Raw genomic sequence first — 26,902 nt, 5'->3', positions numbered from 1 at the left:
AGCTGGTCTGCTTCATGCAGGAGACACGTGGCGAAACTGCAGCGTGCGCTTGCTGCAAAACTCAAAGCGGGAGTGACATTGAAACAGCTGGTGGCAGCAGGTGTGCTGGCAAACGCACGAACCTTCGGCGGAGAGGACTACATCGGCTTTCACACACTGATGGCCCTGGGCCCGGCGCTGAAAATGTCCGGGGCCATGCCAGGGCCGCAGCAGGCGCTGCCGGTGTTCAAGGTGCTGTATCGCAACACCAACCGCATTCAGGAAAACGGCGGACGCAGTGGCGAGGTGCTGCATCCGGTGGCGGCAGGCGGAGACAAGGCTGCTGCAGCACAATTGCACGCGATGGTGAAAAGCAAGAACACCGCAGGCGCGGAGAGAGTCTTTGCCACGATGATGCAAAACTGCGCGGACGACGGCTTCAATGCGCTGCTCGAATGTGTGCAGGACAATCCGGAGGTGCACCGCACCGTGCTGCCCTATCGCGCCTGGGATTTGCTCGATGTGGTGGGACATGAGCATGCGACGACGTTGCTGCGGATGTCTCTGCGGTACTGTCTGAACTCAGAAAATTATCGCAGACCGGAGTGGGACGAACATGGCAAGGCACTGACGAAGCTGATGGATGAACACAAGCTCATGGGACGTGATCCTGGTACGAAGCCGATGGAAGATGGGATGGTGGAAAAACTCAGCATGACCATTTTCAGCGGCATGCCGGAGGACGCCGCCGGTGCTGTGGCTGCGGCGCTGGCGGAGGGGTTTGATCCGCATGAAATCGGCGAGGCGATCTCGCTGGCGGCGAATCAACTGGTGCTGCGTGATCATGGCCGCCCGCCGGAGTGGGAGGCTCCAGGCAAACCGCCCGGCAGCGTGCATGGCGACTCTATGGGCGTGCATGCGAGCGATTCGGTGCATGCGTGGCGCAATCTCTCGCGGGTCAGCAAGGGACGGAATGTCTTCGCCTGTCTGATTCTTGGCGCGTGGCAGGTGGCGCGTGATCGTGGTGCAGCCACCGGCCAGCATTTTCTCGAATGGGAACCGATGCCGCCGAAGAGATACATCAGCCAGGGCACGGACCAGGCGAAGCTGCTCGCGGAGCTGGGCGAGAATATTCGTCAGAATCTCCAAGCGCATGCTTCCGGCGTGGTTCATCGCTGTGGCATGCAGGGAATGGACCCGGAGGCTGTGTTTAAGATTTTGCTGGGCTACGCCGTCAGTGAAGACGGCGCACTGCATGCGGAGAAGTATTTCCAGACCACCTGGGACGAATTTCACCGCACCCGCCCCGCCTTTCGCTGGCGCCAGCTGACAGCGCTTGCGCGCGTGACGGCGAGCGAGTTTGGCCATCCGGCACCGGGACAGGCGGAAGCGCGGGATTTGATGGGCGTATGAAGCGAAGAATTTTGCCCCGGATAAAAAATGACGTGGCGGATGAACGAGTCATCCGCCACGTGCCGAGGGACTGGCAAATCAGAAGAGGCCGAGACGAGTGGAACTGTTGACATTCAGAGGCAGTCCGCGAGTTCCTACGCGTGCATTGGCGCCAGCAGGCCGAGGGGCTGGTCTGGAATGATGATAGGTCGGGTGATCGTGATAGTGGCCGTAGTAGCTGTTCCCGGGGTAGTAGGGGCGTGGTGGGGGCATACGGCGGTTATAGCCGGGGCCAGTAGCCACGTAGCCACCTGCATCCACGCAACTGGACAAGGTCGCCATGAACAGACCGAGAGTGAATAAATGGATGATGGTTTTCATAGGATTGTAGAGAGGTTCTCTCCCATTCATCGGTTCAAATTAATTTATGGTCGTGCGTCGATTGTTTATTTGGTTCCGATTATTTGCACGGCATCAGCTCCGACAATGCCGTTCGTGTCCTTGGTGTTGATCGTAATGACGGCGTTCTTGTCTGCCTTGAAAGGGAAGACGCCGAGGCTGACGAAGAGTTTGTCGATCGGGGGTGCCTTGCGTTGATTCACCAGCACTGTCTGTGTGCCATTCGCATGTTCAATGATCACCGGCACGTTGCTGGCACGGTTGGGCGCATAGGCATAGGACACGCGCACTTCGTACCTGCCTGTGGTGGGGATTTTCATGCGATAGATGACGCTCTTGGTGCCTTTCTCGGTGTTGGCGTCATGGAGGCTTGAGCCATCGACGGGATTGCCATAGGCGCTGCCAGTCCAGTGTCCGATTTGCTCAGCCTCCTGCTCGCTCATGACAATGCCGGGCAGCTTTGTGGAGCGAACCATGTTGGCCAGAGAGGCGAGTTCGAGCACGGCTTTTTGTTCGAGCAGTTTTTTCCGCAAGGCGGGCACGTCGATGTTTTGCACCGGGGTCTTCCCCTTGATCGCCATCATGGCAGCGAGGCCTGAGGCATGGCCCAGCGCCATGTACACCGGCTCCATGCGCAGTGAGCAGCAGGCGATGTGGCTGGCGGAAAGACAGACTGGGACGAGCAGGTTTTCACACTCGGCGCGCTTGGGCGTCAGGCTGCGATAGGGGATCTGGTAGGGCAGGGCCGGGGTGTCTTGAAAGCTGCCTTCATCACGCACGGTGCCGTCTTCGGCCAGGATACGCTGCACGATGTGGCAGTCGATGAGGAAGGAGCCCATGCCAATGGAGTCGTCCTTGAAAAGGTCGGTTTGCAGATCCTTCTGCACCATGACGTATTCGCCGATCATGCGGCGGCCTTCGCGCACATACAGCGCATAGGGCCAGTGGGCATTGTCGGCGAACTCGTCTTTGCACAGGCCCCAGGAGTTCGCCTGCTCGCGCAGGCTTTGCGGCACGCGCTCATCATGACCGAGGAGCCACAGCATGCCCTGAATGAAGTCGGTATGGTCCTGCCAGATGCGTGCGCGGGTGGCGGCATTGCCATCGGGGTAGTCGAAGTTTGCGCCGGGGTAGTCGGTGGAAAACAGGCCCTGAGCATTGAGGTCATATTTGCCATTGGCGATATTGCCAAGGTGGAACAAGCGGCCGAAACGAATGCCGGGAAAGGCCTGGATCAGGCGGAGCAGCAGTTCGTATCTGGCAGGATCGTAGGTGGCAGGCTTTGGGAAGGGGACCAGGATGTCTTTGCGCTGTGTGACGCAGATGCGGAAGTTGTAGCTCTGGGTGAGCTTGTCGGCGCTGCCGGGGGCGAGCTTGGGATCGGGGAAGACGCCGTAGATGGGTTTGCCCTGAGCATCCAGACCGGAGATGCTGACGGGAGTGCCGTGGATGTAGCTGGGGCCTTTGCCGCCGATGCTCGGACAGTCGCTCTCCATGACTTCGATGGTGCGCGGGCGAATCGGCATGGGGTGATAGCCTGCAAGGGGTTCGCCATACTGGGCGGTGCTCTCACGCCCGACGATGTAGCTGACCTTGGCCGCCGCCATGAGATCGCCTTCATAGGTGGCATCGATGAATTCTTTGCCGTGGTAGGTCGTGCCGTCGTTCGTGGTCAGGCTGGTGATGCGTGCGCCCTCCTTCGTGATGGACTTGAGTGAGTGCGCAGTGACCGCCTTGACACCGGCTTCCTGCAGCATCGTGTGAAACGTGCTCAGGTTCACGCTGGGCTCTGCATACCACATGGGGGTGCCAGGCTTCGCGGCGGCGGCGCGCGCGAAGAACTCGCGCGGGAAGCCGCCGATGGTTTCCTCCTTGCCCACATCTGTGCGGCAGAGGCCGCCGGTGACCATGCCGCCGATCCATTTTGTGGGCTCGATGACGACGACTGATGCACCTTCACGCGCCGCGATGATGCCAGCGCTCAATCCCGCAGGAGTGCCGCCGTAAATGACGAGATCAAAATCGGCTGCAGCAAGAGGCGATGCAAGGCCAAGAAGAAATAGCAGGCGGGGGAAAAACATGAGGCGAAAAAAGAGCAGGCGGTGGAGCCATGCATCTTTTTTCGCCTCGTCGTTTTAAAGGGTGTGCTTACTGCTTGGCGAAGGCCTCGTAGGCTTCAGCGACCTTGCCTTCTTTTTCGTCGCCCTTATGGAAGAAGAAGAGGTGGCGCAGGAAGGTGGATTCGCCCTTCTTGAGGTCGTAGGCGCCGTCAGGCGCATTTTTGTCGAGCGATTTGGTGCCGAAGGGATTGGCGGTGAAGAGGCCGTAGGTGCGGACATGCCATGGGGTGGGGAAGCGGAAGCTGGAAGGATGATTCAGCATGGCGACGCCGAGTTTTTCGCCGCCGACGATTCCGTAGTAGTCGCACCATTTGGCGCGCTTGCCCCAGGCTTCAGCATCGGTGAGGCCTTCGCTGTTGATGATGTGGCCGCTGCCTTTTTGATTCTTACCCATCTCGACAGCCATCTCAGTGGGAACGCGGATGCTGAGACCGGCGTCTTTTTTATCCTCAAAATGCGCCGGGCCTTCGGTGGCCGTGAGGATCTGCTTCATCTCGATGCTGCGGGAGCCTTCGTCAGCGCGGAAGATCATGGTGCGCTCTTCTTCGAGGTATTTTTTTCCAGCGGGATCAAGGTAGTCGATGATGGAGACGAGCACGGCGGAATCAGGTTTGGCTTCCAGCGTCTTAAACTCGCGGTGCTTTTCGCTACCCAGCTTGCTGACACGCTCCGGGGTCTTGGAGGTATCCCCAAAGGTGAGCCGTTCGGCCCAGGATTCGATGCCGTTGATGCCCTCGCTGCCAAAGCAGATGCCGCGATGGTGCGGGTGGTCATGCTGCTCGCCTTCGACGGTTTTCATCGGGTAGTTGCGCGTCATCTGTTTGCCGGTTGGGCCGAAGACTGGGGCGAGATACGGCTTGTTGGCCTGATCGACGATGTATTCTGCGAAGACCTGTCCATCGACTTTGACGATGGCACCGCCCGTGGCAGTTTTTTCGACGGTGAATTGGGCGGCGCTGGCCACTGAGGCGAGCAGGAGGGATGCGGCGAGGAGCAGTTTCATGGGTGAGGCAGTGAACGTTGGTGAGATTGGAATGCTTTCGGCTGAGATCAATCCCAGCCGTGGAAGAATTGGAGTGCGGTCTGGCTCGTGTCGGCGGCGACTTTTTCGAGGGCTTCACCGCGCAGGGCGGCGATGGCGCGAGCGGTGTCTGCCACGTAGGCGGCTTCGCAGCGTTTGCCGCGATGGGGAACCGGAGCGAGGTAGGGCGCATCGGTTTCGATCATGTAACTGCCCGCAGGCACGAGGCGTGCGGTTTCGGCAATGATGCCTGCGTTTTTGAAGCTGACAATTCCAGTGAAGGAGATGAGGTGGCCGCGATCCAGCAGCGGCTGCGCCTGCTCGAGGGTGCCGGTGAAACAGTGGAATACACCGCGAAGGCGATCGCTGTAAGGCAGAACCATCGCGGTGAGATCTTCCCAGCTCTCACGATTGTGCAGGATCACGTTCAGTTTCAGCTCTGTCGCGAGTTCGAGCTGCGCGGTGAGCACCCGGGCCTGATGCGCCTTCCAATCATCGAGGGTGAAGCCCTCCGGCGGCGCGTGGAAGTAATCGAGGCCGATTTCGCCGATGGCGCAGACTTTGGGATGTCTCGCCAGATCTCGGAGTTCGCTGATCCAGGCGTCTCCGCTGACTGAATCCGCATCGCAGGGATGTATGCCCACCGCTACACGTACGTCCGGCTCGTGTTCGGCGATGGAGAGGAGCTTGCGGGCGTTTTCGAGATCCGTGGCCGGAGCCACCATGCGTGTGACGCCGGCTGCACGTGCGCGTGCCAGCACGGCGGGAAGATCGCCGTCGAATTGTTTGCTGCCGAGGTGGGTGTGCGTGTCGAAAAACATGCCTTGCGCCTTCGCATGTGGGAACCGGGTGTCAAGCGTCACGAATGGGGCCTTTCCTGGTGCGGCACATTCATGGTAAACCTGCGCATGTTTTACCGTCGGCTGCTTCGGTTTTGGCATGCCTGCCAACAGTGCTGGGTGCTGCACCGGGAGAATATTTTGGCATTCACGTGATCGATGAACCCACAGGATGGAACAACTGAAGGCAGCGAGGGGGGCGAGTGACGAAAAAGGCACAACGCCATGGCTTCACGCCGCGCTTTGATTCGGCATGCATGGAGGCATGGAATCGCTGCAACGCATGGACTGGCTGGCCTTCGTGGGCAGGAGTTTTCTTGGCGTGCTGTCATGGCTGGGGCAGATTGCCGCCTTGATGGGAGAGCTGGTGATTGGATTGAAGAGCGGGAGGTGGAGGCTGAAGCTGGTGGCGCACCAAATCGTGGCGATTGGTTACGGGTCGCAGCTCGTCGTGGTGGTGACGGGTGCCTTCACCGGTGCGGTGTTTGCCTTTCAGTCGTATGCGAAGTTCAAGGAGTTCGGCATTGAATCGACCGTGGGAGCCATTGTCTCGGTGGCGCTGTGTCGTGAGCTGGGGCCGGTGCTGGCGGGCTTGATGGTGTCGGGTCGTGTCGGGGCCGCGATGGCGGCAGACATTGGCACGATGAAAGTGACCGAGCAGATAGACGCCCTGCGTGTCATGGGCGTGCATCCGGTGGACTACCTCGTGCTGCCGCGCTTTCTGGCGATGTGTGTGTCCATGCCGCTGCTGGTGGCTGAAAGCATCGCCTTCGGCTTGATGGCGGCCTATGCGCTGATCGTGTATGGTTTTGATGTGCCAGGCGGCTGGTTCTGGCAGCACACCGTGGACCATACCGAGGCGCTGGATGTGGGAATCGGCATGTTCAAGGGCCTGGTATTTGGTGTCATCATCACGCTGATCAGCTGCCATCAGGGCCTCATGGCGGAGAACGGTGCCGTTGGCGTGGGGCTCGGCACCACACGGGCGGTGGTTTACTCTTCGCTGACGATGCTGGTTTCGAATTTCTTTCTGACCATCGCACTGAATTATGTGTCGCCCATGAGCACGACCTCGTGAGGAGGGCTGCATCTCCATGCTTGCTCTTTTTGGGCCGGCCCGATAGCCTGCGCGGAAATTCAACCAATTCCGCACCACCATGTCCGCCAATCTTGCAGAACTCCTCGGTACGATGATCCTGGTACTCCTGGGCGACGGTGTCGTCGCAAATGTGGTGCTGAAGCAGACAAAGGGCAACAATGCGGGCTGGATTGTCATCACTGCGGGCTGGGGCTTTGCCGTGGCCGTCGCGGTTTATTGCGTGGCCGCCGTCAGCGGCGCGCATTTGAACCCAGCGGTAACCATCGGTCTGGCGACGATCGGCAAATTCGAGTGGGCGCTGGTTCCGGGCTACATCGCTGCGCAGATGGTGGGTGCATTTCTCGGCGGCATTCTCGTCTGGCTGGCCTACCTGCCGCACTGGCCGGTGACGGAATCCACAGGTGACAAGCTGGCAGTCTTCAGCACCGGCCCGGCGATCCGCCACACGGCGGGCAATCTGATCTGCGAGGCCATCGGCACCGCCATGCTGGTGCTCGGTGTGCTGGCGATCCTGTCTCCTGCCAATCTGGTGCCCAATTCAGGCTTCGACAAAGGCCTCGCGCCTGCGCTGGTCGGCCTGCTGGTGGGGGCGATCGGTCTGTCTCTCGGTGGCCCCACCGGCTACGCCATCAATCCTGCACGTGACCTCGGCCCACGCCTCGCGCATTTCATCCTGCCAATTCCTGGCAAGGGCAGCTCCGACTGGAGCTATGCTTGGATTCCAGTTGTGGGACCGATTATTGGCGGGATTGCCGGGGCGCTGGTTTACAAGGCGCTGTGGTGATCACTTCGGCGTGTGCGGAACGAGCACGTCGGGTGATTCATTCGACTGCCGTGCACGCTTGGCCATTTCGCGGGCAAACTGCTCCTGGGAGCGGCGTGCTTTGGCGGCGGTGACTTGATGTAATTGCCAGGTGCCATCGGCCTTGAGGATGCGGCCACGGGCGGTGTCGGCGAAGTGAACCTCGAGAATGTGCTGCAGGCGTTTGCGCGCCTCGCGGTCTTCAACGGGAGTGAGGAGTTCGACGCGCTTGGAAAGGTTGCGGTTCATGAAGTCCGCACTGGCGATGAAGACAGCGGGCTTGCCGCCCTGACGGAACCAGAAGATGCGGGCGTGTTCCAAATAGCGGTCGATGATGCTGACAACGCTGATGTTCTCACTGATGCCCTTGAGGCCGGGGCGCAGGCAGCAGATGCCGCGCACGTTGAGCCGGATTTTCACGCCTGCCTGGGAGGCTTCATAAAGTGCCGTGATCATCTGGCGGTCTTCGAGCGCATTCATCTTCAGCATGATCTCGGCGGCTTCGCCCTGGCGGGCGCGTTCGGTTTCACTGCGGATCATGGAGACCAGGCGCTCGCGCAGGCCATAGGGGGCCATGCTGAGCTTGCTGAAATGCACGAATCGTGAGCGACCGGTGACGGTGTTGAAAAACGCGGAGGCGTCAGCGCCAAAATCAGCACGGCAGGTGAGCAGGCTGATGTCGGTGTAGAGCTTGGAGGTGGCCTCGTTGTAGTTGCCGGTGCCGAAGTGCATGTAGCGCGTCATGTGGCCGGATTCGCGGCGCATGACGAGGCAGACCTTCGCATGCGTTTTCAAACCGGCGACGCCGTAGATGATCTGCGCGCCTGCATTGATGAGGTCGGTGGCACGTTCAAGATTGCGGGCTTCATCAAAGCGCGCTTTCAGCTCCACCAGCACGGTGACGTGCTTGCCTGCCTGAGCGGCACGGATGAGCGCGGAGATGATGCGGCTGTTCTTGGCGGTGCGGTAGAGGATCTGTTTGATCGCGATGACGTTTGGATCAGCCGCGGCTTCTTCCACCAGAGCGAGGACGGGCTCAAAGCTCTCATAGGGATGATGCAGCAGGATGTCCCCGCGTTTGATCGCATCAAAGATGCTTTCACCAGGTGTGATGGCGGTGCTGGGGAGACTGTCCCAAGGTTCCACCTTGAGCTCCTCGAAACCTGAGATGCCGGCGATCTGAAAGTAGGCGCGCAGATCGAGCTCGCCGGGGATGTCATAAATCTGCGCGGTGCGTGCGCCGCAGAGATCGCGGATGATGCGGGTGTGCTCGCGCGAGGCGCCGGTCTCGATTTCGATGCGGATGGCGGGGCTCTTCAGGCGTTTTTCGAGCACTTCCTCCATCTCGCTGGCGAGGTCGAAGGCACCCTCGTCATCGACGGAAATGTCCGTGTTGCGGCTGACGCGGAAGCGTGCGGGAGCGGAGACTTTCTCCGCAGGGAAAAACTCACCGATGAACAGAGCGACAACGTCTTCGAGGTTCACGTAGAGGTACTGGCCACCTTCAGGATCAGGCACCAGGACATGACGTGGCAGATTGGCAGGCAGAGGCAGCAGCACATGACGCTTTTCCGTATGACCATTGTCGCCGCCGGCCACGGTGCAGAGCAGGATGATGTTCAGCGCCGGTATGGCCGCACGTGCGCTGGTGTCATCCACCACCACCGGCGAGAGCACCGGGAAGATGTGCTCGTCAAAGTATTCGTGCAGCACTGTGCGCTGCGCGGGGGTGAGATCGGTGTTCTGGAGACGCCGGATTCCCTTCTCCTTCATCATGGGCACAAGCTGCTGCTGAAGAATGTCATACTGCCGCGCCACAAAGGCGGCGGCCTGCTGGTGCACCTGCTCCCATTGCTGGGTGGGGGTGAGGCCGGCGTTGTCGCGCACGCGCAGGCCCTGCTCACGCAGAAACTGCAGGGCACCGATGCGAACCATGAAGAATTCATCAAGGTTCGACGCGGTGATGGCGAGAAACTTGACACGTTCGAGCACGGGCAGATCAGCGCGCGCCACCTCATCCAGGACACGGGAATTGAAGGCCAGCCAGCTCAGCTCGCGGTTGATGAAGTGATCCTCGGTCAGGCGCAGCGGTGGCGGTGCGGTTGATGAGTCAGGATTTGGCGAGGATGATGTCATAACCGTAGATTTCGCGGAAGAGGTCGCATTTCATATCAATGGCGATCTGTTCAACTGTGGTGTCATCCGCTCCCTGGGTGAGCACGTTGAGCCGGGTGCCTTCGGGGCGGAGCTGGATGGATTTGATGCGCTGCGCATGGCTGCGGTCCAGGGCGTCTGCGAGGCGCAGCAGCGCGGCGAGCTTGAGCACGATCATGCGCTCTTCACGAGAGAGGTCGGAGAAGTGCGCGTGATTCGGCTCTGGATTGTAGCGGCGATGATAGCGGGCGAGCAGGGCGACCATCACTCGGTCATGCGAACTGAGACCAAAGATCTCGGTATGCATGAGGATGTAGAGGCTGTGCTTGTGATGCTCTCGCGGGCTGATGAACATGCCGACCTCATGCAGCGTGGCGGCGATGCGGAGCACGAGCTCGTATTTGGCGTCCAGCCCGTGGAGATGCTGCAGCTCGCGGAAGAGCTGGCGGGAGAAATTGGCGACGTGGTCGGCGTGCTTGCGATCCGTCTTGTAACGCAGGCCGATTTCACAGGCGGCCTGCATGACCTCCTCCTGGAAAATTGCGGTGCGCGAGCCGGAGGTCATCAGATCCAGCATGAGGTCGAGCTGGAAGTCACCTTCAGGCACCCAGAGGGAATCATCGCCAAAACGACGGGCGAGCGCGAGATTGGTCTGCAGCGCCGGGATGATGCCTTCACCGCCGGTGTAGTGCACATGGAGTTCACGCACGAGTTCATCGGGATTCAGCCGTGCCAGTTTGTCGGTGAGTCGCGCGAGATCATCCTCCAGCACTCGGTGGGCGCCGTGGCGCGCCTTGCCAAGCCGTGGGGCAACGCTTTGAATCTCTGCGCCGATGGCAACGTGGTGGTCGATTTTCACGTCGGAATAATCCTGCGCGAGGTGATCCACGACACCACGGATGTGCTCTTCCAGATGCACCATCTGCTGGCGCGCCTCATCATCCGGTGTGGCGATGGCTTCGCGTGCGCGGAAAATGCCGAGGCGGTAGTTGCTGTAGGCGGCGAGGCGGCCCTGCTGGAAATAGATCGCACGGGTGTTCCCGGGGCCGATGTGGGTGACAAAGGTGTTTCCCTTGGCGAGCAGCGGATTCTTCAGCAGCATGCGCTGGGCGATCTGATAAACGAGGCGCGTCATGTTGCCGTCATCGATGAGGCTTGGGGCCACCCCGCTGTGAACCTGCAGACGGTTTAGGAAAATCTCGTGATTGACGGCCTCCGCGAGAATGTTGGAGGTGAAGAGCCGCAACTGCGAGGACGGGATGCCATACTCGCGCATCGTCTGAAGATAATCGCGGAGGATGGCGGCTGCCTGATCGACCGTGTTACGCGAGATGCTGCGGGCGCGAAAAATATCACGCGCGACGGGCAGCGGCCGGTCCAGGCTTTCGATGCTGATGAACTGGCCCTTGTCATCCTTCCGGCCGATGACGAGCGAAACTGAAGCCGCACCCACATAAATAACGGCATGTTCCGGCGGCGGATTGAGCGTGACAGGTGGAGTCGCGTCTCTCATGGAATGGATACGTGATGAGGCATTCTTCAGTGGTTATTTTCCAGTACTCCGCATCCATGCCACCGCACCGGCGGCCACGGCCTGGCCGCCCAGTTTGGCGAGCGAGTATCTAATCCCGCGGGCAAGTTCCGGGATGGCGTAGTGCTCGACTTCTTCCTTGAGCAGGTTCATGTAGAGTTCCGGCAATTCTTCGACCAGACCGCCACCGAGCGTGATGCGGTCGGGGGCCAGCAGGTTGACGACGGTGGCCACGCCCATGCCCAGGTAGCGGATGGAGTTGCGGAACATGATCATGGCCGCGTTTTCGCCGCTGCGGAAGGCATTGGCGAGAGCTTTGCTGCGGATGTTGCGCAGTGAGCCCTCAGTCTTTTTATCGAGATCGGGAAGCTGGCCACGATAGCAGGCCAGCCCTGCCTGCGATGCCAGCGCGAGACGGCTGGTGAGGTCTTCGAGTGTCACCGTGCCAAACACCGGACTGCCGATGTGGGTGCCGGGCAGCAGCACATTCCCCAGCTCCATGGCGGAGATGGCGCGCCCCATGACCAGCTGGCCGTTGTAGACAAATCCCGCTCCGACGCCCGTGCCGGGAAACACGCCAAGCAGCGAACGCGCGCCTTTGCCGGCGCCGAGCACGTACTCGCCATAGGTTCCTGCATCGACGTCATTCAGCACCGCGACGGGGCATTTGAACTGGGTTTGCAGCAGCTTGCGCAGCGCCATGTTGGTCCAGCCCAGGTTCGGCGCGAAAATGAGGATGCCTTTGTCCGGATTTACCAGGCCGGGGCAGCCGATGCCGATGCCCTGCAGGCCCTTGGGATCCACGCCTGCCTCTGCGATCGCCTCGTGGATGGCTTTGACGATTTTGTTGCGGCCTTTGGCTGCACCGTCAGAGCCGTTGGTCGATTTGCGCGCGGAACCGAGCACTGTGTAGTTGGCATCAAGCACGGAGGCCAGCATCTTCGTGCCACCGAGATCAAAGCCGATCCAGAAGGGGACATTGCGGAGCTTTTTGGATGGCTTCTGAGACGGCTTCTTGGGCGCGGATTTGGTTTTCGCTTTTTTGGCTGGCATGGCGTGGGAAAGACAGCCCCAAAGACACACGGGCTTTCGGATGCAGCAAGTGACAATGTGAACGTGAGCCTTCTTACTTGGACCAATGCCTCGCGGCAAAGTTCAGGTACTGCGTCCAGTCGAAATCCGTGACGTCGTGTTTGCCGGTACGGTTGTGGTAGCCGATGAAATCGCCGACGGGGGCGTCGATGGCGGGTTGTGCTTCCACGCCGACGCCCTGTTTGCCGAAAAGGGCGTAAACCGGGCTGGCGAATTTGCCGGAGAGGAACTCGCCTTTCTGATCGGCCCAGTGATCTTCGGCGGCGCTGGCGATGTAGATGGGGCGTGGGGCGGCAAGGGCGATGAGCATGTGCATGTCCACGGGGCAGGCGGCGGCGTTTCCGGCGTAGTTTTTGTAATTCGGTGTGAACCAGTGAGGGAAGGCCTTGGTAATGATGGCGGTGGTTTCGCCGAAGTCGCGTCGCATGAGGGCTGCACCGCCTTCACCCGAATCATTGGAGATGACGATGCCGAAGCGGGTGTCCTGCACACCAGCCCAGAGGGAGGTTTTGCCCAGACGTGAGTGGCCGATGACTGCGAGGTGTTTGCCATCGATCTGCGGATCTGTTTGCAGGTAGTCGGCGATGCGGCTGAGCCCCCATGACCATGCGCCGATGGCACCCCATTCACCGTCTTTCCAGATGGTGTTCGCCCCATCTTTGCTGACGGCAGCACGGAGGCCTTCCTTCCAGCCTTCGGCGTGGTCGGGTTCGATGTCGCCGTAGTAGGCGGTGGCGACAGCGAAGCCGCGCTTGAGGATCATTTCGAGCGGCCAGCGGCTGCTTTCGGTGCCGCGGGTGGCTTCGGTGGCGCGATGATCGACGATGTGCTTCTCCTTGCTCTCACGCATCCAGCGGGTGTTGAGCGGCACGTCGGTTTCGGTGCTGACGGCATGATTGCCGCCGAAGCTGAGGCCGACGAAACATGGCGCTGCCTTGGTGGCATTGGGAGTGTAGAGCATCACATCCATGCCGGGCCATGCGGGGCGGCCGGGCAGCGAGATGTGGATGAATTTTCGTGTGGCCAGACCGCCCAGGGCGTCTGTTTTCGTCGCAGTGACTTCGAATTTGGGCGTGCCGATGTCGGCGGGTGTTTTGCCATAGACGTGATCTTCGAAGAGTTTGAGAATCTCGGGCCGGCGCTTCTGAGTCCAGTCATCGGCAGTTGTGAGCTTCAAATCGGGCAGCGGATCAGTGCCGACTTTGGCCTCGTCGTAGTTCACCCCGGGGCGCGGGGTCTGAGCCAGGGCGGAGGCGGTGAGCAGGAGAAAGAGGGTGGTGCGCATGGTTGGAGAAGACAGAACGAGGCGGGAGAGTCGAATTGTTCGTGCCTTTGCTGATCAGGCGATGTTTGATCGGCAGCCATTATGAGTGACTCCCCAGTACCACCGCCGCTGCCTGCATTGAAGCCTGTGATGTCCCCGCGTTTTTCGCGGCCGGGGGCGCTGCTGGCCGTGTGCGTGATCGTCGCCTGCGTGGTGTTTGTGGTGCGAAAGCAGTCTGAGCACAGGGCGGGTGGCGGAGCCGAGGTACACCCAAACCGCATGCTGGAGCTGATGGCGCGTTACGTCGTGGGTGTGCAGGGACTGATGGGAGGTGACAATGCCCTGGGCGAATGGCAGTCACACTTTGACGAGAAGCTGATGCAGAATGTGGTGAAGGTTTCCCGTGGAAAGGCAGACGAGCTGCGAGTGTTGATCGTGGAAGGCGGCGTGACCCATGTCTGGCCTGCGAAGGCGAAGTTTGACGCGCTGGCGGCGAAGGAGGCGGATCTGCAGGCGGATGTGGTGACGCTGGAGCGCATGAAAGCGATGAACGGTGAGGTGCAGGACGAGGCCTGGACAAAATTCAGGAGGCGGCATGGCTGGATCGCAGAACTGGCCCGTGCGCAGGCAGGGAATGATGAGGCCAGGCGGACCGTGGCCCAGCAAGGCATGCAAACGGCGGTGGCTTTGATTGGCTTCAGCCTGCTGGGAATGTGCGTGGCGGTAGGTGGGCTGGGGGTGTTGATCTTGGGCCTCACACGCTGGCGCAGCGGGAAGATCTGCCTGACCCTGGTGCCGCGCAGCCGTGTGGAGGGCGGTGTGCTGCTGGAGGGATTTGCGATATTTCTGGTGTTGTTTTTGTTTCCACCCTGGCTGCTGCGTCTGCTGTCCGTGCCACTGCCCGGTTGGGCTGCCTACGGTCCGGCCCTGATGGCTCTGTTCATCGGCATGACATGGCCGCTGTGGCGTGGCCTGCCACGTTCGCATTGGCGTGAGGCGCTGGGGCTGCACCGTGGACAGGGACTGTGGAGGGAGATGGGGGCGGGAGTGCTGGGCTGGCTGGCTTCACTGCCGCTGCTGGTGGTGGGGATGATCGCGGCGTCATGGATCATGAGGCTCACGGGCGAGTTTCCATCCCATCCGATTGTGGAGATTTTTGCAGGCAACGGCTGGGCAAAACTTGGCGCGATGCTGCTGGCGGTGGTCTGGGCACCGATTTCGGAAGAAATCATGTTCCGTGGCCTGCTGTTTCCCGGACTGTCCGCTTGGCTGCGCTGGCTGGCGGGCATGCTGGTGGGAGCGTTTGTGTTTGCTGTGATTCATCCGCAGAGCTGGGCGGGGGTGCCGGCGATCATGGTGCTGGCCTGCTCGTTTTCTTTTCTGCGCCTGTGGCGGCAGAGCCTGATCGCCCCGATGACGGCACACGCGCTGAACAACGGGCTCATGTGTGTGGCGATGCTGCTGCTGTGGTGAGAAGCGGGCATAAAAAAACCGGGCTGATTGCTCAGCCCGGTTTGGGTTAACAAGGAACTTGTCCTGCTGTGCTTAATGCTCGTAGCCTGCTTCACCGTGTTCGGCGAGGTCGAGACCGATGCTTTCCACTTCAGGCTCAGGGCGAAGGCCGACGACGATCTTCACGATGATGGTGATGACCAGGGTGGCGGCGACGCTCCAGCCAATGGTGAGGGCGACCGCCTTGAGCTGGTTCATGAGCAGGCCTTCCTTGAGGCCGGCAACGATGGAGTTGGCCTTCTCATCAGCAAAGACACCAGTGAGGATAGCGCCCATCGTGCCGCCGACGCCGTGAACACCAAAGGTGTCGAGGGCATCGTCATAGCCGAGGAGGTTCTTCAGGTAAGCCACGGCAAGGAATGGAACGATGCCGGCAGCGACACCCATGATCATGGCCGAATTGGCGGTGACGAACCCTGCAGCAGGAGTGATGACCACCAGACCAGCAACGATGCCGGAGCAGAAGCCGAGGACGGAAGGCTTGCCTTTGAGGATCCATTCCGTGACAGCCCAGACGAAACCGGCGGTGGCTGCAGCGAGCGTGGTGGTCATGAAGGCATTGGCGGCGATGCCGTCAGCACCGAGAGCGGAACCTGCATTGAAGCCGTACCAGCCCACCCAGAGCATGCCAGTGCCGATCGCGCAGAGCACCATGCTGTGAGGTGCCATGGGTTCCTTGCCGTAACCTTTGCGCTTGCCAAGAATGAGGCAGAGAACCAAGGCGCTCCAGCCGGAGGTCATGTGAACGACGGTGCCGCCGGCGAAGTCGATTGCCTTGATGCCAGCGTTAGGATTGAGAGGGCCGCACATCAGGCCCGTTGTGCTCCAGACCATGTGGGCGAAGGGGAAATAGACGGCGAACATCCAGAGGGTGACGAAGACCAGCACGGCGATGAACTTCATGCGCTCGGCGATGGCACCAATGATCAGAGCAGGAGTGATGATGGCGAAGCTGAGCTGGAACATGGCCCACATGGCGTCGGAGATCCAGTAGTAGCCGAAACCGGACGTGTAGGGCGAGACGCCTTCGAGCATCGCATTGCTCAAATCACCAATGTAGGGGCTCGTGGCATTCACACCGAAGGAGAGGCTGTACCCACATGCCCACCACAGGATGGTGACCAGACCGGCGATGCCCATGCACTGGGCGATGACGGAGAGGACGTTCTTCTTGCGGACGAGGCCGCCGTAGAACAAAGCGAGACCGGGGAGGGTCATGAAGATAACGAGCGCAGTGCTGATCATCTGCCAGGCGTTGTGACCTGGGCCGGGGCCTGCGATGTTGGATTTCCACACGGTGTCACCATCTTTGCCGGCCTGACCATTGGTCACGTATTTTTCCAAGTCGAAAATACGTTGCTCCATGGTTGCGGCGACCGGCTCGGCAGCAGCTGCTGGGGCCGGGGCGGGAGCTGCCGCAGGAGGGGCAGCCGGTGCGGCAGCGGGTGCCGGTGCAGCAGTCTGACCTCGGGCATCGCCGGGGTTGATTGCGAGGGTGGTGAGGGCAACTACCGCAGCAATTGCCATGCTGCGCCAGATTCGAGTGTGGTTGAGTTTCAGCATAAGTCAGTGGGTGGAATTTAGCTCCGATCCAAGCTCAAGCATGGCGCGTGCCAACTTCGCTTTTGTTTTTTGAACCCCTTGCGTCAAAAACAACCGCGCAGTCCTGCATCGACTCCAGCAGATGGGCACAAAAAAGCGGGTGGAGGACCACCCGCTTTTGAAAACGAACCAGTTATTTCAAGCTCTGCTTACTTGGCGAAAGGACTGAGGACGATTTTTTTGAAGTCACCCGCCAGCTTGGCGATGGCATCCTTGGGCCCCGTGAGTTTCACGAAGATGTTCGACTCTCCGGAGGGAACAATGGCGGCGATGAGGCTGTAGTTCTCACGCGGCGTTTTGGCGCCCATGGGTGGGCCGTCATTGTAGGTGCCGGTGGCAGTCACCAGAGTGATCTTTTTGTCTCCAGCAGCAAGCTCTTCACGCTTGGACTCAGGGGTGCCTTGAAACTGCCCCAGCCAGCGTTTGACGTTGGCCTCAGTATCACCACCACCGCCGGGGCCAGGGAAGCTGTAAAACACGGCTTCCACGGGCTTCTCGGCACCTTCCACTTTGGCAGACAGCGTTCCGGCGCGGAACATGCCGGTGCTTTGGATTTCCGCCCAAGGGGTGGCGAACTTGAAGGTGAGGCCGTTGACTTCGAGCTTGCCCTCCTCGCCACGAACGACGGAAGTGAGCGAGATCAAGGCGATGAGCGTGGGGATGAGGAGGGATTTCATGGCGGTGGTAGGAGGGGAGTCTGGATTACTTGGTGACGTGCATAACACCGCGCATCAGGAGCCAGTGGCCGGGGAAAGTGCACATGTAGGGATAATCACCGGCTTCTGCTGGTGCGGTGAACTCGATGGTTTCGCTCTGGTTGGGCATGACGAGCTTGGTGTTGACCACAATGTCAGGCTTGGCTGCATCCGGGATGTAGCTCTTGGCCATGCCCTGGGGATCGGCCAGCATGGCGTTTGCCAGGGCGCCGACGGCGTCAAGCTTGCCGGGCTTGAGCAAAAGGAAATTGTGCGGCTGCGGGGCGATGCTGCCGGTGTTGTTGAGCGTGAGCTTCACCTTCTGCCCTGCGGTGACGCTGAGTTCGGTCTTGTCATAGCCCAGCGGATTTTTGGCGTCCGGCTTGAGTTCGATGGTGGCGACGCTGGCATCCTGGGCAAAGCCGGAGAGTGCGAAGGTGGCGATGGAAAGGAGCAGGAGGCGGGTATGTTTCATGTTTTTTGTTGGGGGTGACGGGGAAAGCTTAATCGGGCCGCGGCTAGGCGGAATTTCAACTACTTTCGTGGCAGTTGAGCAAGGTATGCTACTCTCTGGCACGAAAGTTTCTTCCCGTCTCCGGCGTAATCACAATGTATATGAACGAGTTTCGCGAAACCTCCCTCGCCGCCCATTCTCTCAGCCGCCGCCAAGTTTTGCGGGGGCTGGGTTCGATGATTTCACTGCCGCTGCTGGAATCATTCGGTGCGCGTGCGTTTGCTGCGACCAAAGCGCCAGCCAAGCCCATTCGTGCCGCATGGATGTACATTCCCAACGGGGTGAATGTGGAGCAATGGATGCCCACGGGAGAAGGGGTGAATTATCAGCTTTCGCCTTCGCTGAAGCACATCGAGCAGCATCGCAATGATTTCATGGTGGTCTCAGGTCTGATGCAGGATTTCGCCCGCAGCCATGGCAATGGCGGTGGTGACCATGCGCGTGCGACGGCCACATTCCTCACCGGCTGCATGCCGAAGAAAACGGCGGGTGCTGACATCCATGTCGGCATCTCGGTGGATCAGATCGCGGCGCAAAAGATCGGACATCTTACGCGGCTCCCTTCACTGGAGCTGAGCACCGATGGGCAGCGCAGCTCGGGCAAGTGTGATTCCGGCTACTCCTGCGCCTACCAGTTTAACCTGGCATGGAAGAACGAGACCATGCCGATGGCGCCTGAAATGGACCCACGTCTGGTGTTTGAGCGCATGTTTGGCCTCGGTGCCACAGCGGGCAAAGGGCCGGAAGCGGCGCGTGCCAAGCGGATGCAGAAAAGCATCCTCGACACCGTTCTCGATGAAGCCAAAAGCCTGCAGGGCAAGGTGAATGCGGGAGACCGCCGCAAGCTGGACGAATACTTTTCATCCGTGCGCGATATTGAACTGCGCATCGAGCGTGCGGAGAAGTTTTCCGCGCAGATGCCTGATGTGAAAATCCCTGAGGGCATCCCTGATTCCTACGAGGAGCACATCCGCACCATGTTTGACCTGATGGTGCTCGCCTTCCAGACTGACACGACCCGCCTTTCGACCTTCATGCTGGCGCACGATGGCAGCAACCGCAGCTTCCCTGAACTGGGCGTGCCGGACGCACATCATTCCCTGTCGCATCATCAGAGCGATCCGCAGAAACTGGCGAAGATTGCCAAGATCGACCAGTTCTATCTGCGTCAGTTCGGCTACTTCCTCGACAAGATGAAATCGGTGAAGGAAGGGGACAGCACGCTGCTGGACAATTCGATGATCGTTTTTGGCGGTGGCATTGGAGATGGCAACCGTCATAACCACGACAATCTGCCGATCCTGCTGGCAGGGCGTGCCGGTGGCACTCTGACACCGGGCAAGCGCATGCTTCTGCCGGGCGAGACGCCGATGACGAACCTTTACCTCTCACTGCTGGACCGCCTCGGCGTGCCTGCAGAGAAGGTGGGAGACAGCACGGGCAGGCTGGAAGTCAGCTAAGCCAAGGCCTGCGTTCTTTTTCGCTTCAGCGTCCGCCGGGAATGAGCGGCCGCTTGATCGTGTCGGGCAGGCCGGGCGTGGACTTGCGAATGCCTGGAGGTGGCATGTTGTTGGCCGGTTGAGTGATGGATTTGCCACGGCTGCCATTTTTAGAAATGCCCGGAGGCAGTTCGTCCGCCTCGGCGGTTTTCGGCGGTGCAGCACTGGCTTTGGGCACCATTGGCAGAGAATACCAGTGCATCTGTGGGACGGCGCTGAGTTCAACCCACTGCTGTGAGCCAAGTTTTTTCCATTCAAGCTCCACCACGGCCCACACGTGGGTTTCCCACGGCATGCGGATGCGCAGTTCCTGAGCGAGAGCCGAATCTTTGTCCAGGAATACGGATGCCTGGAATGAATTGGGCGGGGCGGGACTGACCCGGAAGGCATCCTTACGATCCACGTTGGGCACGCCGTCTTCGAAGAAATGATGGCGGATGATGCCGACGTGAAAGCAGGCCTTGCCGGGCATGTAGGTCTGGAAGAATTTTTCCAGCATGCGGTCCTTGAATTCCACAAAGGCGACCCAGTCCACTTTGAAGCCGTCTTCCTTCTCTTCCAGCATCACTGGAACTGAAAACTCCCAAGTTTTGTTTTCCAGACTCAAGATGCAGTGTTTGCCGGAACCCAGTTCGGGGTTGGGGTCCATGCGGACGAATTGAATGCGGTCCACTGAAATGGGGCCATCCGGCGCATGCGCGTAGTAGCGCTCCATATGGGGTTTCATCATGTCGGCACCGAGCGTGTATTTCAGGCGCTCTTCGAGGGATTTTGAGTGGAGGAATTTTTTGAGTGCATCCACTGCTGGCTGGGCTGCAGCCGGGACATCCTCTTCCTCAATGGTGTGAGATTGTGCCAGGCTGGAAGGCGCGGAGGCCGGGGGACCTGGAGACTCCGCATTCATGGCTGGTTTGGCAGGCACTTCAAGAAGCGTACCAGCTGGGGCCGGAGGCACTGGTTTGGCAGCCATCGGTGTGGCACCCGTGGCCGAGGGGGGGATGGGGGCAACAGCCGTGGCGGTCCGCTCCTCAGCAGCAACTGGTGCCACCTTTGAGAGCGTTGGTTCTTGAGGATCAAAGCCGACGGTGATTGATCCCGACTTGGCCTGGGCTCCGGAGGATGAGGACGGAAGCGGGGCAGGTTTCTCCGTTGTCGCGTTATTGGCAAGCTTGGACGGTGTGCCAAGATCAGGACTGGGGTTCAGCTTTGCCGGGATGCCGGGTTCTTCCTTGGAAGTTTCTTCAGCCACATCATGCCCGATAAGACTGGGGATCAGGTCGGGGAAGTAGTCTTTCAAGAGGAAGCCGACGAGGCCGAGAAATCCGAGGAGAAAGATGGCAGCGAATGCGAGCCTGATGAAATTGGTCCCGCGTGACACCCTGAGGCTGGCAACATTCCTTCCCGATGGAATGGGTGCCATGTGTGCTGCGGAAGCAGCGTCATGTCCGAGGGGGCTGCCCAGACTGAGTGAGGGGGGGGCTGTTGGATGGAGCTGTTGGGTAAGTGGAGTTAAAGGTGCGGGAGGTACATCTCTGCCGAGCAGTGACGAGCCTTGCAGGTTGCTGAGCATTCCAGGCATTCCGCCAGCGCCTCCCAGCGGTGACATGTTTGGCAGAGCTGGCGCACCAGGAATGAAGCGTGACTGATTGGGCAGTCCAGTTCCCGAGAGCCCGGCAGGCACATCGAGCGAAGTTAAATTCGGCGTGGCTGCTGGTGATGCCTGAGGCGAAGACCAAGGTGTCTGTCCGGCAGGAACATTCAGTGTAGTGCTGAGGGGCGGCTGTCCCGGAGCACGCTTCGGAGGCAGTCCCATGTTGAGATTCAGCCCCGACTGAAGATTGGAAACTGGCACGCCAGTCCCTGGCATCTCTCCCATCATGGAGGATTGCGGTGCTGGAGGCCAGGAGGGGGCGGGGGCATGGGGCTGCGCCGCCACAGGTGCGGGAGTCCAATGAGGCACGGGAGCCTCTGCAGGTGCAGCCGTGGGCGAAGTGACTGTTTGCCCGCAACTCGGGCACGGACCCGTGACGCCTGCCATGTGAGCAGGTACCGTCAAGATCGTGTGGCAGAAGCCACATTGGAACTGGATCGTGTCCGGGTTCATCAGATTAAGTCATTATGGTCAATTTCATTAATTATCATTCAAGGATTGGCTTTGACAAATTGAAGTTCGAAAAGTGTCGGGGGTATTGATGCCTAAGTGTTCTCGAAAATCAGACGTATCGTATCATGCCTCCACCCCCGCCCGTAAAGGCACCGCCTAGTCGAGGGGGCGTTTCAGGTTCGGCCAGCATCCAGACGCATCGTTGCCGTCTCAACTGCAGGCGATGTAAAAATTGACGGCAGCCGATGCCGATGATGCCGAGGAGCAGCAGGCTGCCTGACATCCATAACAGGAGGGGGTGGCGGCTCTGGGTGCTTGGTGAGGGCGAAGGATTCTTCAACTCAGAGCTGAATTCAGCCAAGGCCTGGTCTTTGGGAGTCTTGTCAGCAGGATCAGGAGCCAGAGCTTTTTGCAACCAGAACAGCCGTGTCGAAAGGTGGATGGTGTAGCGACGCAACTGATCGTGAACATTGCTGGTTTGAAGGGATTCGTTCAGGCATGCCTGAATCGTTTCGCTGAGAAATTCCGTGGAGATCTGGTTGTGGATGGACCTGCTCACAAACAAACGTGTCCGCCAAGGTTCTCCCAAGGGGTAGACCACCAGGCAGGCCTCTGATTGCAGCAGGCTGCCGGAGGCGAATTTCTCCAGTTCAGCGCCTTCAGGGAGCTTCTGATCATGTCCGATCACCAAAACATACAACTTGATGCGTGCATCCTGGGCATGGAATCCAAGAAGACGCATCATGTCATGATTCTGAATTTCAGGCGCAATCTGTTCTGGATCAATGAAATACTCTTTGGGAAGGCTTTGAGCGCATGCGGCGAGAAATTCCTGGGAAACCGCTTTGAGGGAAGCGATCGGTGTAGGCAGTTGCACCGTGCTGGCCGGGCCTTGTGTTGGCAGTCCAAGGATGGCTTCGGGAAGAAAGAGCCGCATATCTTCGGTCTGCAGGCGGGGGGAGAGTTCGCTGTCGCCGGTGTTGAAAAAATGGTCCAACCGGGGGCTGCTCGGCAAGGGAGTATTGATGAGTTCGTTGATGTCAGAGGCGGACTCGCCACTTTTGGGGGGCAGCACTCCCGGACTGTTGCCATCAGGGATACTGGCACGAAATCTCTTAAGCTCCTGCGCGCTCCACCGCGGCAGCGGCAACGTATGTTCTTCGGCTTTTTCCTCAGGCTGATCATCATCAGCGGACGCTCTTCCGAAGCAGAGCAGCGGTATCAGCAGCACTAGGGGAAGATATTTGGCGCTGGGAGCTGCAGTTGCCATGGAGTCATGAATTGGCTTGATCATGTCTTGGGGCGGGTAATTCAGCCAGCGGCCGTGTGATAGACCGGTGCCCTCCCCGCAAAGGCTGCAGGCCGATATCAGACGCGGAGTCTGCCATGCCCGCCGCCTCTGGCTGCCATTGCATTGGACGGGCGTGTTTTCGCAAAACCTCCCCGGCGCGAATGCAGGAGGTCGCAATAGCCGTGCTGAAAGCGCCTTTGCTCAGGTGGCTGCCGACGGTTTGCATCATGCGGTGGATGATCTTTGGGCTGAAACACTTTTCTATGGCATATCCCAACGTGATGCAGGCGGTTCGCGCAGAGGGGTCCACGACCAGCACCATTCCAAAATCATTGCGGCGGCTGACAGAGTGGGTGTTGAAGGCCCCTTGATTGAGCAGCCAGAAGCCCAGTTCTGCGACGCTTAGGTTATTGGGCAGGGTGCCTAAGTAGACGGCAAAAAAGGCCTGGGGGAAGCTGCGTTCAAAATCGTCCAGAATGATCTCGATGCGCCGACTGTCTTCGAGCCGCAGGCAGTGGGCCGCATCGGTGATTCGTTCCAACCTAACCCATTGATTTCCAAGGTAACTATGCAGCAATGTCGCAGAAAATCCGCAGGCAGTGCAGGTGCTCTGCTCTGAGCGGACGCTAGCTTGGCAGCGTGGACATTTCATTGTTATAGAATATATGGAATATACAATTAATCAAGTCCTATTTCGTCACTCATGACACAGAAAAAATGTTTACACTGTGTGGCCTTTGTGGTGTAACTGTAAGTTGACTCAACAATTTAAAAACGAACGCTGATTTCCTCTGGCTTTCAAACTCCGAATTCAACGCTCAATTTTCCATCACTGATCATGAAGCTCGCCTCTACCATTGTCATTCTCGGCAGTCTGCTGACTGCCGGTTCCATCCATGCCAAATGGTCACGAATTCCGATCATCAAGGAAAAGCCGGTTAACACGATCAGTGGTCCTGGAAGCAATGCATCGCTCGACAGCTCGTCTGGCATTGGTCGTGTGGATTCCATTCTTTCCAGTGACATCACTGCGTCATCCACAGTTTCCGCCGGGAAAAGCTTTCTGCTCATCAACCTCGGCAAGCCGGTGTTGATTTCATCCTCTTCGTTTGTGAATGACGGCATTGAAGGGCGGGCAACGCTCTCGGCCAGCGCTGACAAAAATGGCTGGGCGGTTCTCGAAGAGAAGGTCTTTTCCGCAGCTGATCGTACGGTGGAGTTTAAATTTGCCGGGATGCAGGCCAAGTATGTCAAACTCGAACTGGCTCTCTCCAAAGGTGGGATGATCCGAAACCTTCAGTTTTTTGGTGCTGCGACTGACAAGGGGTACGCTGTCAAACAGTCTGCTGATGGCAAGGGGGGCAAACCGATGGATTTGATCAATGGCCTGGGTGGGGCTCGCGTCGTTTACGCAGCTCCGAGACCTGCCAACGGTCTCGACACTGCCATCACCTACAACAAGTTCGCCTTCCCTGAGTCTGATGAAAAGTATCGTACCATCATCTATGACTTCGGCCAGTTGCGCATTCTGAATGAATTCGCCTCTGTTCACTCGCCACGCCCGGTGCGCTTCGAAGTGTTTGCCTTCGACAATCTGCCGGAAAAAGAAGACTGGCGCGGTCGCATGGCCTTTGACCCAAGCGATTTTGGCAACATTGCACCCGTGGCTGTGGCTGAGGACACCCGCGGCACCGGAACGCTGAAGGCCAAGCCTGCCAAGGCAGTCAAGACACGCTACCTGGCACTGCGCTGGGAGCCTGAGTTCAATCCGCCGGATTTCCAGTGCACTGGCTCCGCTGAAGGCAATGTCATGAACATCGTCACGACCAACACGATCACCATCACCAATGCTGATGGCTCCAAAACGGTGGTGACTGTGACCGTTGGCGATGCCCATGGTGCAGGTGCTTCCACAAGCGACATCACTCCTGAAACTGCCGGCCAGATGGTGGCTCAGGGCACCGCCAAGAGCAGTGACACGACCACGATCACGACCGCGACGTATGCGCCAGGAGTGGATCCTTCTGCGCCTGGTGCGACGCCCACCAGCACGACCACGACCACGGGCAGTTCAACGGTAACGGTGACAACTCAATCCAATGGTACAGTGGTGACTACCAGCACGTCCACGACCACGGACTCCTCCGGAAATACCACAACCACGACCATCACCGAAAGCAAGGATACCAACGGTAACACGACAACGACAGTGAGCCAGTCCACGACTGATTCCAGCGGGAACACCACCACCACTAATAATACCAACACTGGATCGGGCGGGAATAACAGCCAGACGAGCACCACAGGTACCAGCGGCGATGGCAACCTCGCTGGCGGCAGTTCTCCATCACCTAGTGGCAACGGCTCAACGAACGCCAACGTGACCAACACGATTTCGACAGCAGCCACTTCGCCCTAATTAAGGCGTGATTCATCACGATCCCGCACTGGTGATGCCGGTGCGGGATTTTTTATGCTTCGGAGCTGCCTAATAAAGCTGCCTTGAGATCCCTCAGCTTCCTGCCACGCACTTCGGGCACAGGCCGTAGAATTCCAGCTCATGGTAGAGCTTCTGGAAGCCGGATTCTTTTTCGATCTGCTTTTCCAAGGCTTCCACCGGGCACGCGATGTCCAGCCGCTGGATGCGGCCGCATTGGGTGCAGATGAGGTAGTCGTCGTGATGACCGGGCTGTAGCAGGGTGTAATAAGCGCTGCGGTCATGCAGGCCCAGCCGCCGGATGAGCCCGAGTTCCTCCAGCTTGACCAGCACGCGGTAAACCGTCGCCTTGTCTGCGCCGCTGGTGAGATCGGGGGACTCGGCAATGTCCGCCAGAGACAGTGGCTGGTGGGAGTGGACGAGGATCGAAAGGACGTTCTCCAGGGCCTTGGTGCGCCTCAGTCCGGCTTCACGTGCGCGCTCCATCATCGTGACCGCCAGTTCGCGTGCAGATTCTGCATCATGATGCTGGCAGGTGGCTGAATGGTGGTGGTGGAGCATCGCTTTCGGGGTAGGCGGATTTAGGGGGCTGACATGGCCTGCTTTTTCTGCTGAAACAACCATTCATGCAGATCAGAACGTGGATATACGATGCCGGTGATGCCGTGGCCGGCTCCTTCGAGTTCGGTGTATTTCATCCGTTCGCCACCCGCCTGCTTCACGGCGGCTACAATGGCGCGTGAACGCTCGACCGGCACCATGTCATCTTTGTCGCCATGGAAGACCCAGAAGGGGATGGGTTTCAAAATTTCCGCGTTTTTGACATCGCCACCGCCGCAGAGCGGGACGCAGGCGGCAAAGACTCCTGGATACTTGGCCGCGATGCTGAAGGTGCCGAAGCCGCCCATGGAAGACCCCGTGAGATAGAGACGGTCTGCGTCAATGGGGAGGTGCTCCGTGAGATCGGCGATGAGGGCGAGCAGGTTGTCCGCCACCTGGTTTTTCCAGCCGATGTCGGCAGACGGGCATTGTGGGGCCAGGAGAAAGCAGGGCTGCTTGGCCAAGTTCTCATCATGGGTCCAGATTTTCGGTGCGCCTCCGAGCTGCGATTCGTTGTCGCTGCCGCTCTGGCCGGAGCCATGCAGCCAGATGACAAGGGGGTAGCGTTTGGTGCCGTCCAGCATGGGGCTCCCCCATAGCTGGTAGTTCAGGCCCTGCTTGGACACGCCTTTCACAAACTGCCCGGTGACTTTTTCTGCGTAGGCTCCCTGCTTCAGGCCTGCATCTCGGCGCTTCTCGCGCAGCAGGCTGCGGATGTAGTCCTGATCTTCCTTGGAGAGCTTGTCCAGCGCGAGGCGGTACTGGTTGAAGTCGGTGCTACGGCGGATTTTGACCTCCTTGTCGGAGAACTCGACGAGATTGCCCATGAACTTCGATTTGCCGTCGCTGGAAGTCCACTGGCGCGGCGGATCTGCAGCCTGCGCTCCGGTGAGCAGCAAACTGAGGGCAATGGAGCGCAGGAACACGTTCATGCAGCATGCTAAGCCGCACGCATC

22 protein-coding genes are annotated in these 26,902 nt (G+C 59.3%); 6 read left to right on the top strand and 16 right to left on the bottom strand.

Annotated elements, in window-relative coordinates:
* Window positions 1–27: 27 nt before the first annotated feature.
* A complete protein-coding gene (locus ACILSL_RS10480) occupies window positions 28–1,392 on the top strand; it encodes a hypothetical protein (protein WP_395731970.1) in 1,365 nt (454 codons plus the stop codon).
* 78 nt (window positions 1,393–1,470) lie between these two features.
* Here ACILSL_RS10480 and ACILSL_RS10475 read toward each other — a convergent pair whose 3' ends face one another.
* From ACILSL_RS10475 to ACILSL_RS10460, 4 genes are all read right to left on the bottom strand, one after another.
* Window positions 1,471–1,752, bottom strand: a complete 282-nt coding sequence (locus ACILSL_RS10475; protein WP_395731969.1) for a hypothetical protein — start codon at window positions 1,750–1,752, stop codon at window positions 1,471–1,473.
* Window positions 1,753–1,817: 65 nt separating this feature from the next.
* Complete coding sequence (locus ACILSL_RS10470) at window positions 1,818–3,851, bottom strand: FAD-dependent oxidoreductase (protein ID WP_395731968.1); 2,034 nt, start codon at window positions 3,849–3,851, stop codon at window positions 1,818–1,820.
* Between the two features lie 67 nt (window positions 3,852–3,918).
* Window positions 3,919–4,893, bottom strand: coding sequence for a PmoA family protein (locus ACILSL_RS10465; RefSeq protein WP_395731967.1), 975 nt, complete (start codon window positions 4,891–4,893; stop codon window positions 3,919–3,921).
* A 47-nt stretch (window positions 4,894–4,940) separates the two neighbouring features.
* Window positions 4,941–5,732 (bottom strand): TatD family hydrolase, encoded by a 792-nt coding sequence (locus ACILSL_RS10460; protein ID WP_395731966.1) that lies wholly within the window; start codon window positions 5,730–5,732, stop codon window positions 4,941–4,943.
* A 283-nt stretch (window positions 5,733–6,015) separates the two neighbouring features.
* On the opposite strand from ACILSL_RS10460, the gene ACILSL_RS10455 reads away from it, so the two are divergent.
* Complete coding sequence (locus ACILSL_RS10455) at window positions 6,016–6,828, top strand: MlaE family ABC transporter permease (RefSeq protein ID WP_395731965.1); 813 nt, start codon at window positions 6,016–6,018, stop codon at window positions 6,826–6,828.
* Between the two features lie 79 nt (window positions 6,829–6,907).
* Window positions 6,908–7,633: an MIP/aquaporin family protein gene (locus ACILSL_RS10450; protein WP_395731964.1), complete on the top strand. Its 726-nt coding sequence runs from the start codon at window positions 6,908–6,910 to the stop codon at window positions 7,631–7,633.
* Here the strand turns inward: ACILSL_RS10450 and ppk1 are convergent, their stop codons facing one another.
* The 4 genes from ppk1 to ACILSL_RS10430 all read right to left on the bottom strand — a co-directional run bounded on the left by ppk1 (window position 7,634) and on the right by ACILSL_RS10430 (window position 13,713).
* Window positions 7,634–9,787 carry a polyphosphate kinase 1 gene (gene ppk1, locus ACILSL_RS10445; RefSeq protein WP_395731963.1) on the bottom strand — a complete coding sequence of 718 codons (2,154 nt, stop codon included), beginning with the start codon at window positions 9,785–9,787 and terminating at the stop codon, window positions 7,634–7,636.
* Complete coding sequence (locus ACILSL_RS10440) at window positions 9,762–11,318, bottom strand: hypothetical protein (protein ID WP_395731962.1); 1,557 nt, start codon at window positions 11,316–11,318, stop codon at window positions 9,762–9,764. The genes ppk1 and ACILSL_RS10440 overlap by 26 nt, the downstream gene beginning before the upstream one ends.
* 33 nt (window positions 11,319–11,351) lie before the next feature.
* Window positions 11,352–12,389 carry an ROK family protein gene (locus ACILSL_RS10435; RefSeq protein ID WP_395731961.1) on the bottom strand — a complete coding sequence of 346 codons (1,038 nt, stop codon included), beginning with the start codon at window positions 12,387–12,389 and terminating at the stop codon, window positions 11,352–11,354.
* Between the two features lie 73 nt (window positions 12,390–12,462).
* Window positions 12,463–13,713 carry an acetylxylan esterase gene (locus ACILSL_RS10430; protein ID WP_395731960.1) on the bottom strand — a complete coding sequence of 417 codons (1,251 nt, stop codon included), beginning with the start codon at window positions 13,711–13,713 and terminating at the stop codon, window positions 12,463–12,465.
* Between the two features lie 81 nt (window positions 13,714–13,794).
* Here ACILSL_RS10430 and ACILSL_RS10425 point away from each other — a divergent pair, with 81 nt between their 5' ends.
* Window positions 13,795–15,165: a lysostaphin resistance A-like protein gene (locus tag ACILSL_RS10425; protein WP_395731959.1), complete on the top strand. Its 1,371-nt coding sequence runs from the start codon at window positions 13,795–13,797 to the stop codon at window positions 15,163–15,165.
* 72 nt (window positions 15,166–15,237) lie between these two features.
* Here the strand turns inward: ACILSL_RS10425 and ACILSL_RS10420 are convergent, their stop codons facing one another.
* From ACILSL_RS10420 to ACILSL_RS10410, 3 genes are all read right to left on the bottom strand, one after another.
* Window positions 15,238–16,767, bottom strand: coding sequence for an ammonium transporter (locus tag ACILSL_RS10420; protein WP_395731958.1), 1,530 nt, complete (start codon window positions 16,765–16,767; stop codon window positions 15,238–15,240).
* 188 nt (window positions 16,768–16,955) lie between these two features.
* Complete coding sequence (locus tag ACILSL_RS10415) at window positions 16,956–17,483, bottom strand: hypothetical protein (RefSeq protein WP_395731957.1); 528 nt, start codon at window positions 17,481–17,483, stop codon at window positions 16,956–16,958.
* A 25-nt stretch (window positions 17,484–17,508) separates the two neighbouring features.
* Window positions 17,509–17,976 (bottom strand): plastocyanin/azurin family copper-binding protein, encoded by a 468-nt coding sequence (locus tag ACILSL_RS10410; protein WP_395731956.1) that lies wholly within the window; start codon window positions 17,974–17,976, stop codon window positions 17,509–17,511.
* A 140-nt stretch (window positions 17,977–18,116) separates the two neighbouring features.
* On the opposite strand from ACILSL_RS10410, the gene ACILSL_RS10405 reads away from it, so the two are divergent.
* The gene (locus tag ACILSL_RS10405) at window positions 18,117–19,475 is read left to right on the top strand and encodes a DUF1552 domain-containing protein (protein ID WP_395731955.1); all 1,359 of its coding nucleotides are present in this window, start codon (window positions 18,117–18,119) and stop codon (window positions 19,473–19,475) included.
* A 25-nt stretch (window positions 19,476–19,500) separates the two neighbouring features.
* On the opposite strand, the gene ACILSL_RS10400 is transcribed toward ACILSL_RS10405, so the two are convergent.
* From ACILSL_RS10400 to ACILSL_RS10390, 3 genes are all read right to left on the bottom strand, one after another.
* Window positions 19,501–20,934 carry a hypothetical protein gene (locus ACILSL_RS10400; protein WP_395731954.1) on the bottom strand — a complete coding sequence of 478 codons (1,434 nt, stop codon included), beginning with the start codon at window positions 20,932–20,934 and terminating at the stop codon, window positions 19,501–19,503.
* Between the two features lie 793 nt (window positions 20,935–21,727).
* Window positions 21,728–22,912 (bottom strand): hypothetical protein, encoded by a 1,185-nt coding sequence (locus tag ACILSL_RS10395; RefSeq protein WP_395731953.1) that lies wholly within the window; start codon window positions 22,910–22,912, stop codon window positions 21,728–21,730.
* Complete coding sequence (locus ACILSL_RS10390; protein WP_395731952.1) at window positions 22,893–23,450, bottom strand: TPM domain-containing protein; 558 nt, start codon at window positions 23,448–23,450, stop codon at window positions 22,893–22,895. The genes ACILSL_RS10395 and ACILSL_RS10390 overlap by 20 nt, the downstream gene beginning before the upstream one ends.
* A gap of 297 nt (window positions 23,451–23,747) precedes the next feature.
* Between ACILSL_RS10390 and ACILSL_RS10385 the strand changes: the two genes are divergently transcribed.
* Complete coding sequence (locus ACILSL_RS10385; RefSeq protein ID WP_395731951.1) at window positions 23,748–25,328, top strand: hypothetical protein; 1,581 nt, start codon at window positions 23,748–23,750, stop codon at window positions 25,326–25,328.
* A gap of 93 nt (window positions 25,329–25,421) precedes the next feature.
* Here ACILSL_RS10385 and ACILSL_RS10380 read toward each other — a convergent pair whose 3' ends face one another.
* Together ACILSL_RS10380 and ACILSL_RS10375 are read right to left on the bottom strand one after the other, a co-directional pair.
* A complete protein-coding gene (locus ACILSL_RS10380) occupies window positions 25,422–25,907 on the bottom strand; it encodes a Fur family transcriptional regulator (RefSeq protein ID WP_395731950.1) in 486 nt (161 codons plus the stop codon).
* Between the two features lie 20 nt (window positions 25,908–25,927).
* The gene (locus ACILSL_RS10375) at window positions 25,928–26,878 is read right to left on the bottom strand and encodes a prolyl oligopeptidase family serine peptidase (RefSeq protein ID WP_395731949.1); all 951 of its coding nucleotides are present in this window, start codon (window positions 26,876–26,878) and stop codon (window positions 25,928–25,930) included.
* Between the last annotated feature and the right edge of the window lie 24 nt (window positions 26,879–26,902).

It is taken from the genome of Prosthecobacter sp. (genome assembly GCF_044222345.1).
Lineage (GTDB): Bacteria > Verrucomicrobiota > Verrucomicrobiia > Verrucomicrobiales > Verrucomicrobiaceae > Prosthecobacter.
The sequence above is the reverse complement of the archived record's forward strand: the minus strand, read 5'-3'. Positions and strand labels throughout refer to the sequence as shown.

Coding starts and splice junctions, on each gene's coding strand:
- ACILSL_RS10475 (WP_395731969.1), bottom strand. CDS start 1,752: ATGAAAACCATCATCCATTTATTCACTCTCGGTCTGTTCATGGCGACC.
- ACILSL_RS10470 (WP_395731968.1), bottom strand. CDS start 3,851: ATGTTTTTCCCCCGCCTGCTATTTCTTCTTGGCCTTGCATCGCCTCTT.
- ACILSL_RS10465 (WP_395731967.1), bottom strand. CDS start 4,893: ATGAAACTGCTCCTCGCCGCATCCCTCCTGCTCGCCTCAGTGGCCAGC.
- ACILSL_RS10460 (WP_395731966.1), bottom strand. CDS start 5,732: ATGTTTTTCGACACGCACACCCACCTCGGCAGCAAACAATTCGACGGC.
- ACILSL_RS10455 (WP_395731965.1), top strand. CDS start 6,016: ATGGAATCGCTGCAACGCATGGACTGGCTGGCCTTCGTGGGCAGGAGT.
- ACILSL_RS10450 (WP_395731964.1), top strand. CDS start 6,908: ATGTCCGCCAATCTTGCAGAACTCCTCGGTACGATGATCCTGGTACTC.
- ppk1 (WP_395731963.1), bottom strand. CDS start 9,787: ATGACATCATCCTCGCCAAATCCTGACTCATCAACCGCACCGCCACCG.
- ACILSL_RS10440 (WP_395731962.1), bottom strand. CDS start 11,318: ATGAGAGACGCGACTCCACCTGTCACGCTCAATCCGCCGCCGGAACAT.
- ACILSL_RS10435 (WP_395731961.1), bottom strand. CDS start 12,389: ATGCCAGCCAAAAAAGCGAAAACCAAATCCGCGCCCAAGAAGCCGTCT.
- ACILSL_RS10430 (WP_395731960.1), bottom strand. CDS start 13,713: ATGCGCACCACCCTCTTTCTCCTGCTCACCGCCTCCGCCCTGGCTCAG.
- ACILSL_RS10425 (WP_395731959.1), top strand. CDS start 13,795: ATGAGTGACTCCCCAGTACCACCGCCGCTGCCTGCATTGAAGCCTGTG.
- ACILSL_RS10420 (WP_395731958.1), bottom strand. CDS start 16,767: ATGCTGAAACTCAACCACACTCGAATCTGGCGCAGCATGGCAATTGCT.
- ACILSL_RS10415 (WP_395731957.1), bottom strand. CDS start 17,483: ATGAAATCCCTCCTCATCCCCACGCTCATCGCCTTGATCTCGCTCACT.
- ACILSL_RS10410 (WP_395731956.1), bottom strand. CDS start 17,976: ATGAAACATACCCGCCTCCTGCTCCTTTCCATCGCCACCTTCGCACTC.
- ACILSL_RS10405 (WP_395731955.1), top strand. CDS start 18,117: ATGAACGAGTTTCGCGAAACCTCCCTCGCCGCCCATTCTCTCAGCCGC.
- ACILSL_RS10400 (WP_395731954.1), bottom strand. CDS start 20,934: ATGGCACCCATTCCATCGGGAAGGAATGTTGCCAGCCTCAGGGTGTCA.
- ACILSL_RS10395 (WP_395731953.1), bottom strand. CDS start 22,912: ATGATCAAGCCAATTCATGACTCCATGGCAACTGCAGCTCCCAGCGCC.
- ACILSL_RS10385 (WP_395731951.1), top strand. CDS start 23,748: ATGAAGCTCGCCTCTACCATTGTCATTCTCGGCAGTCTGCTGACTGCC.
- ACILSL_RS10380 (WP_395731950.1), bottom strand. CDS start 25,907: ATGCTCCACCACCACCATTCAGCCACCTGCCAGCATCATGATGCAGAA.
- ACILSL_RS10375 (WP_395731949.1), bottom strand. CDS start 26,878: ATGAACGTGTTCCTGCGCTCCATTGCCCTCAGTTTGCTGCTCACCGGA.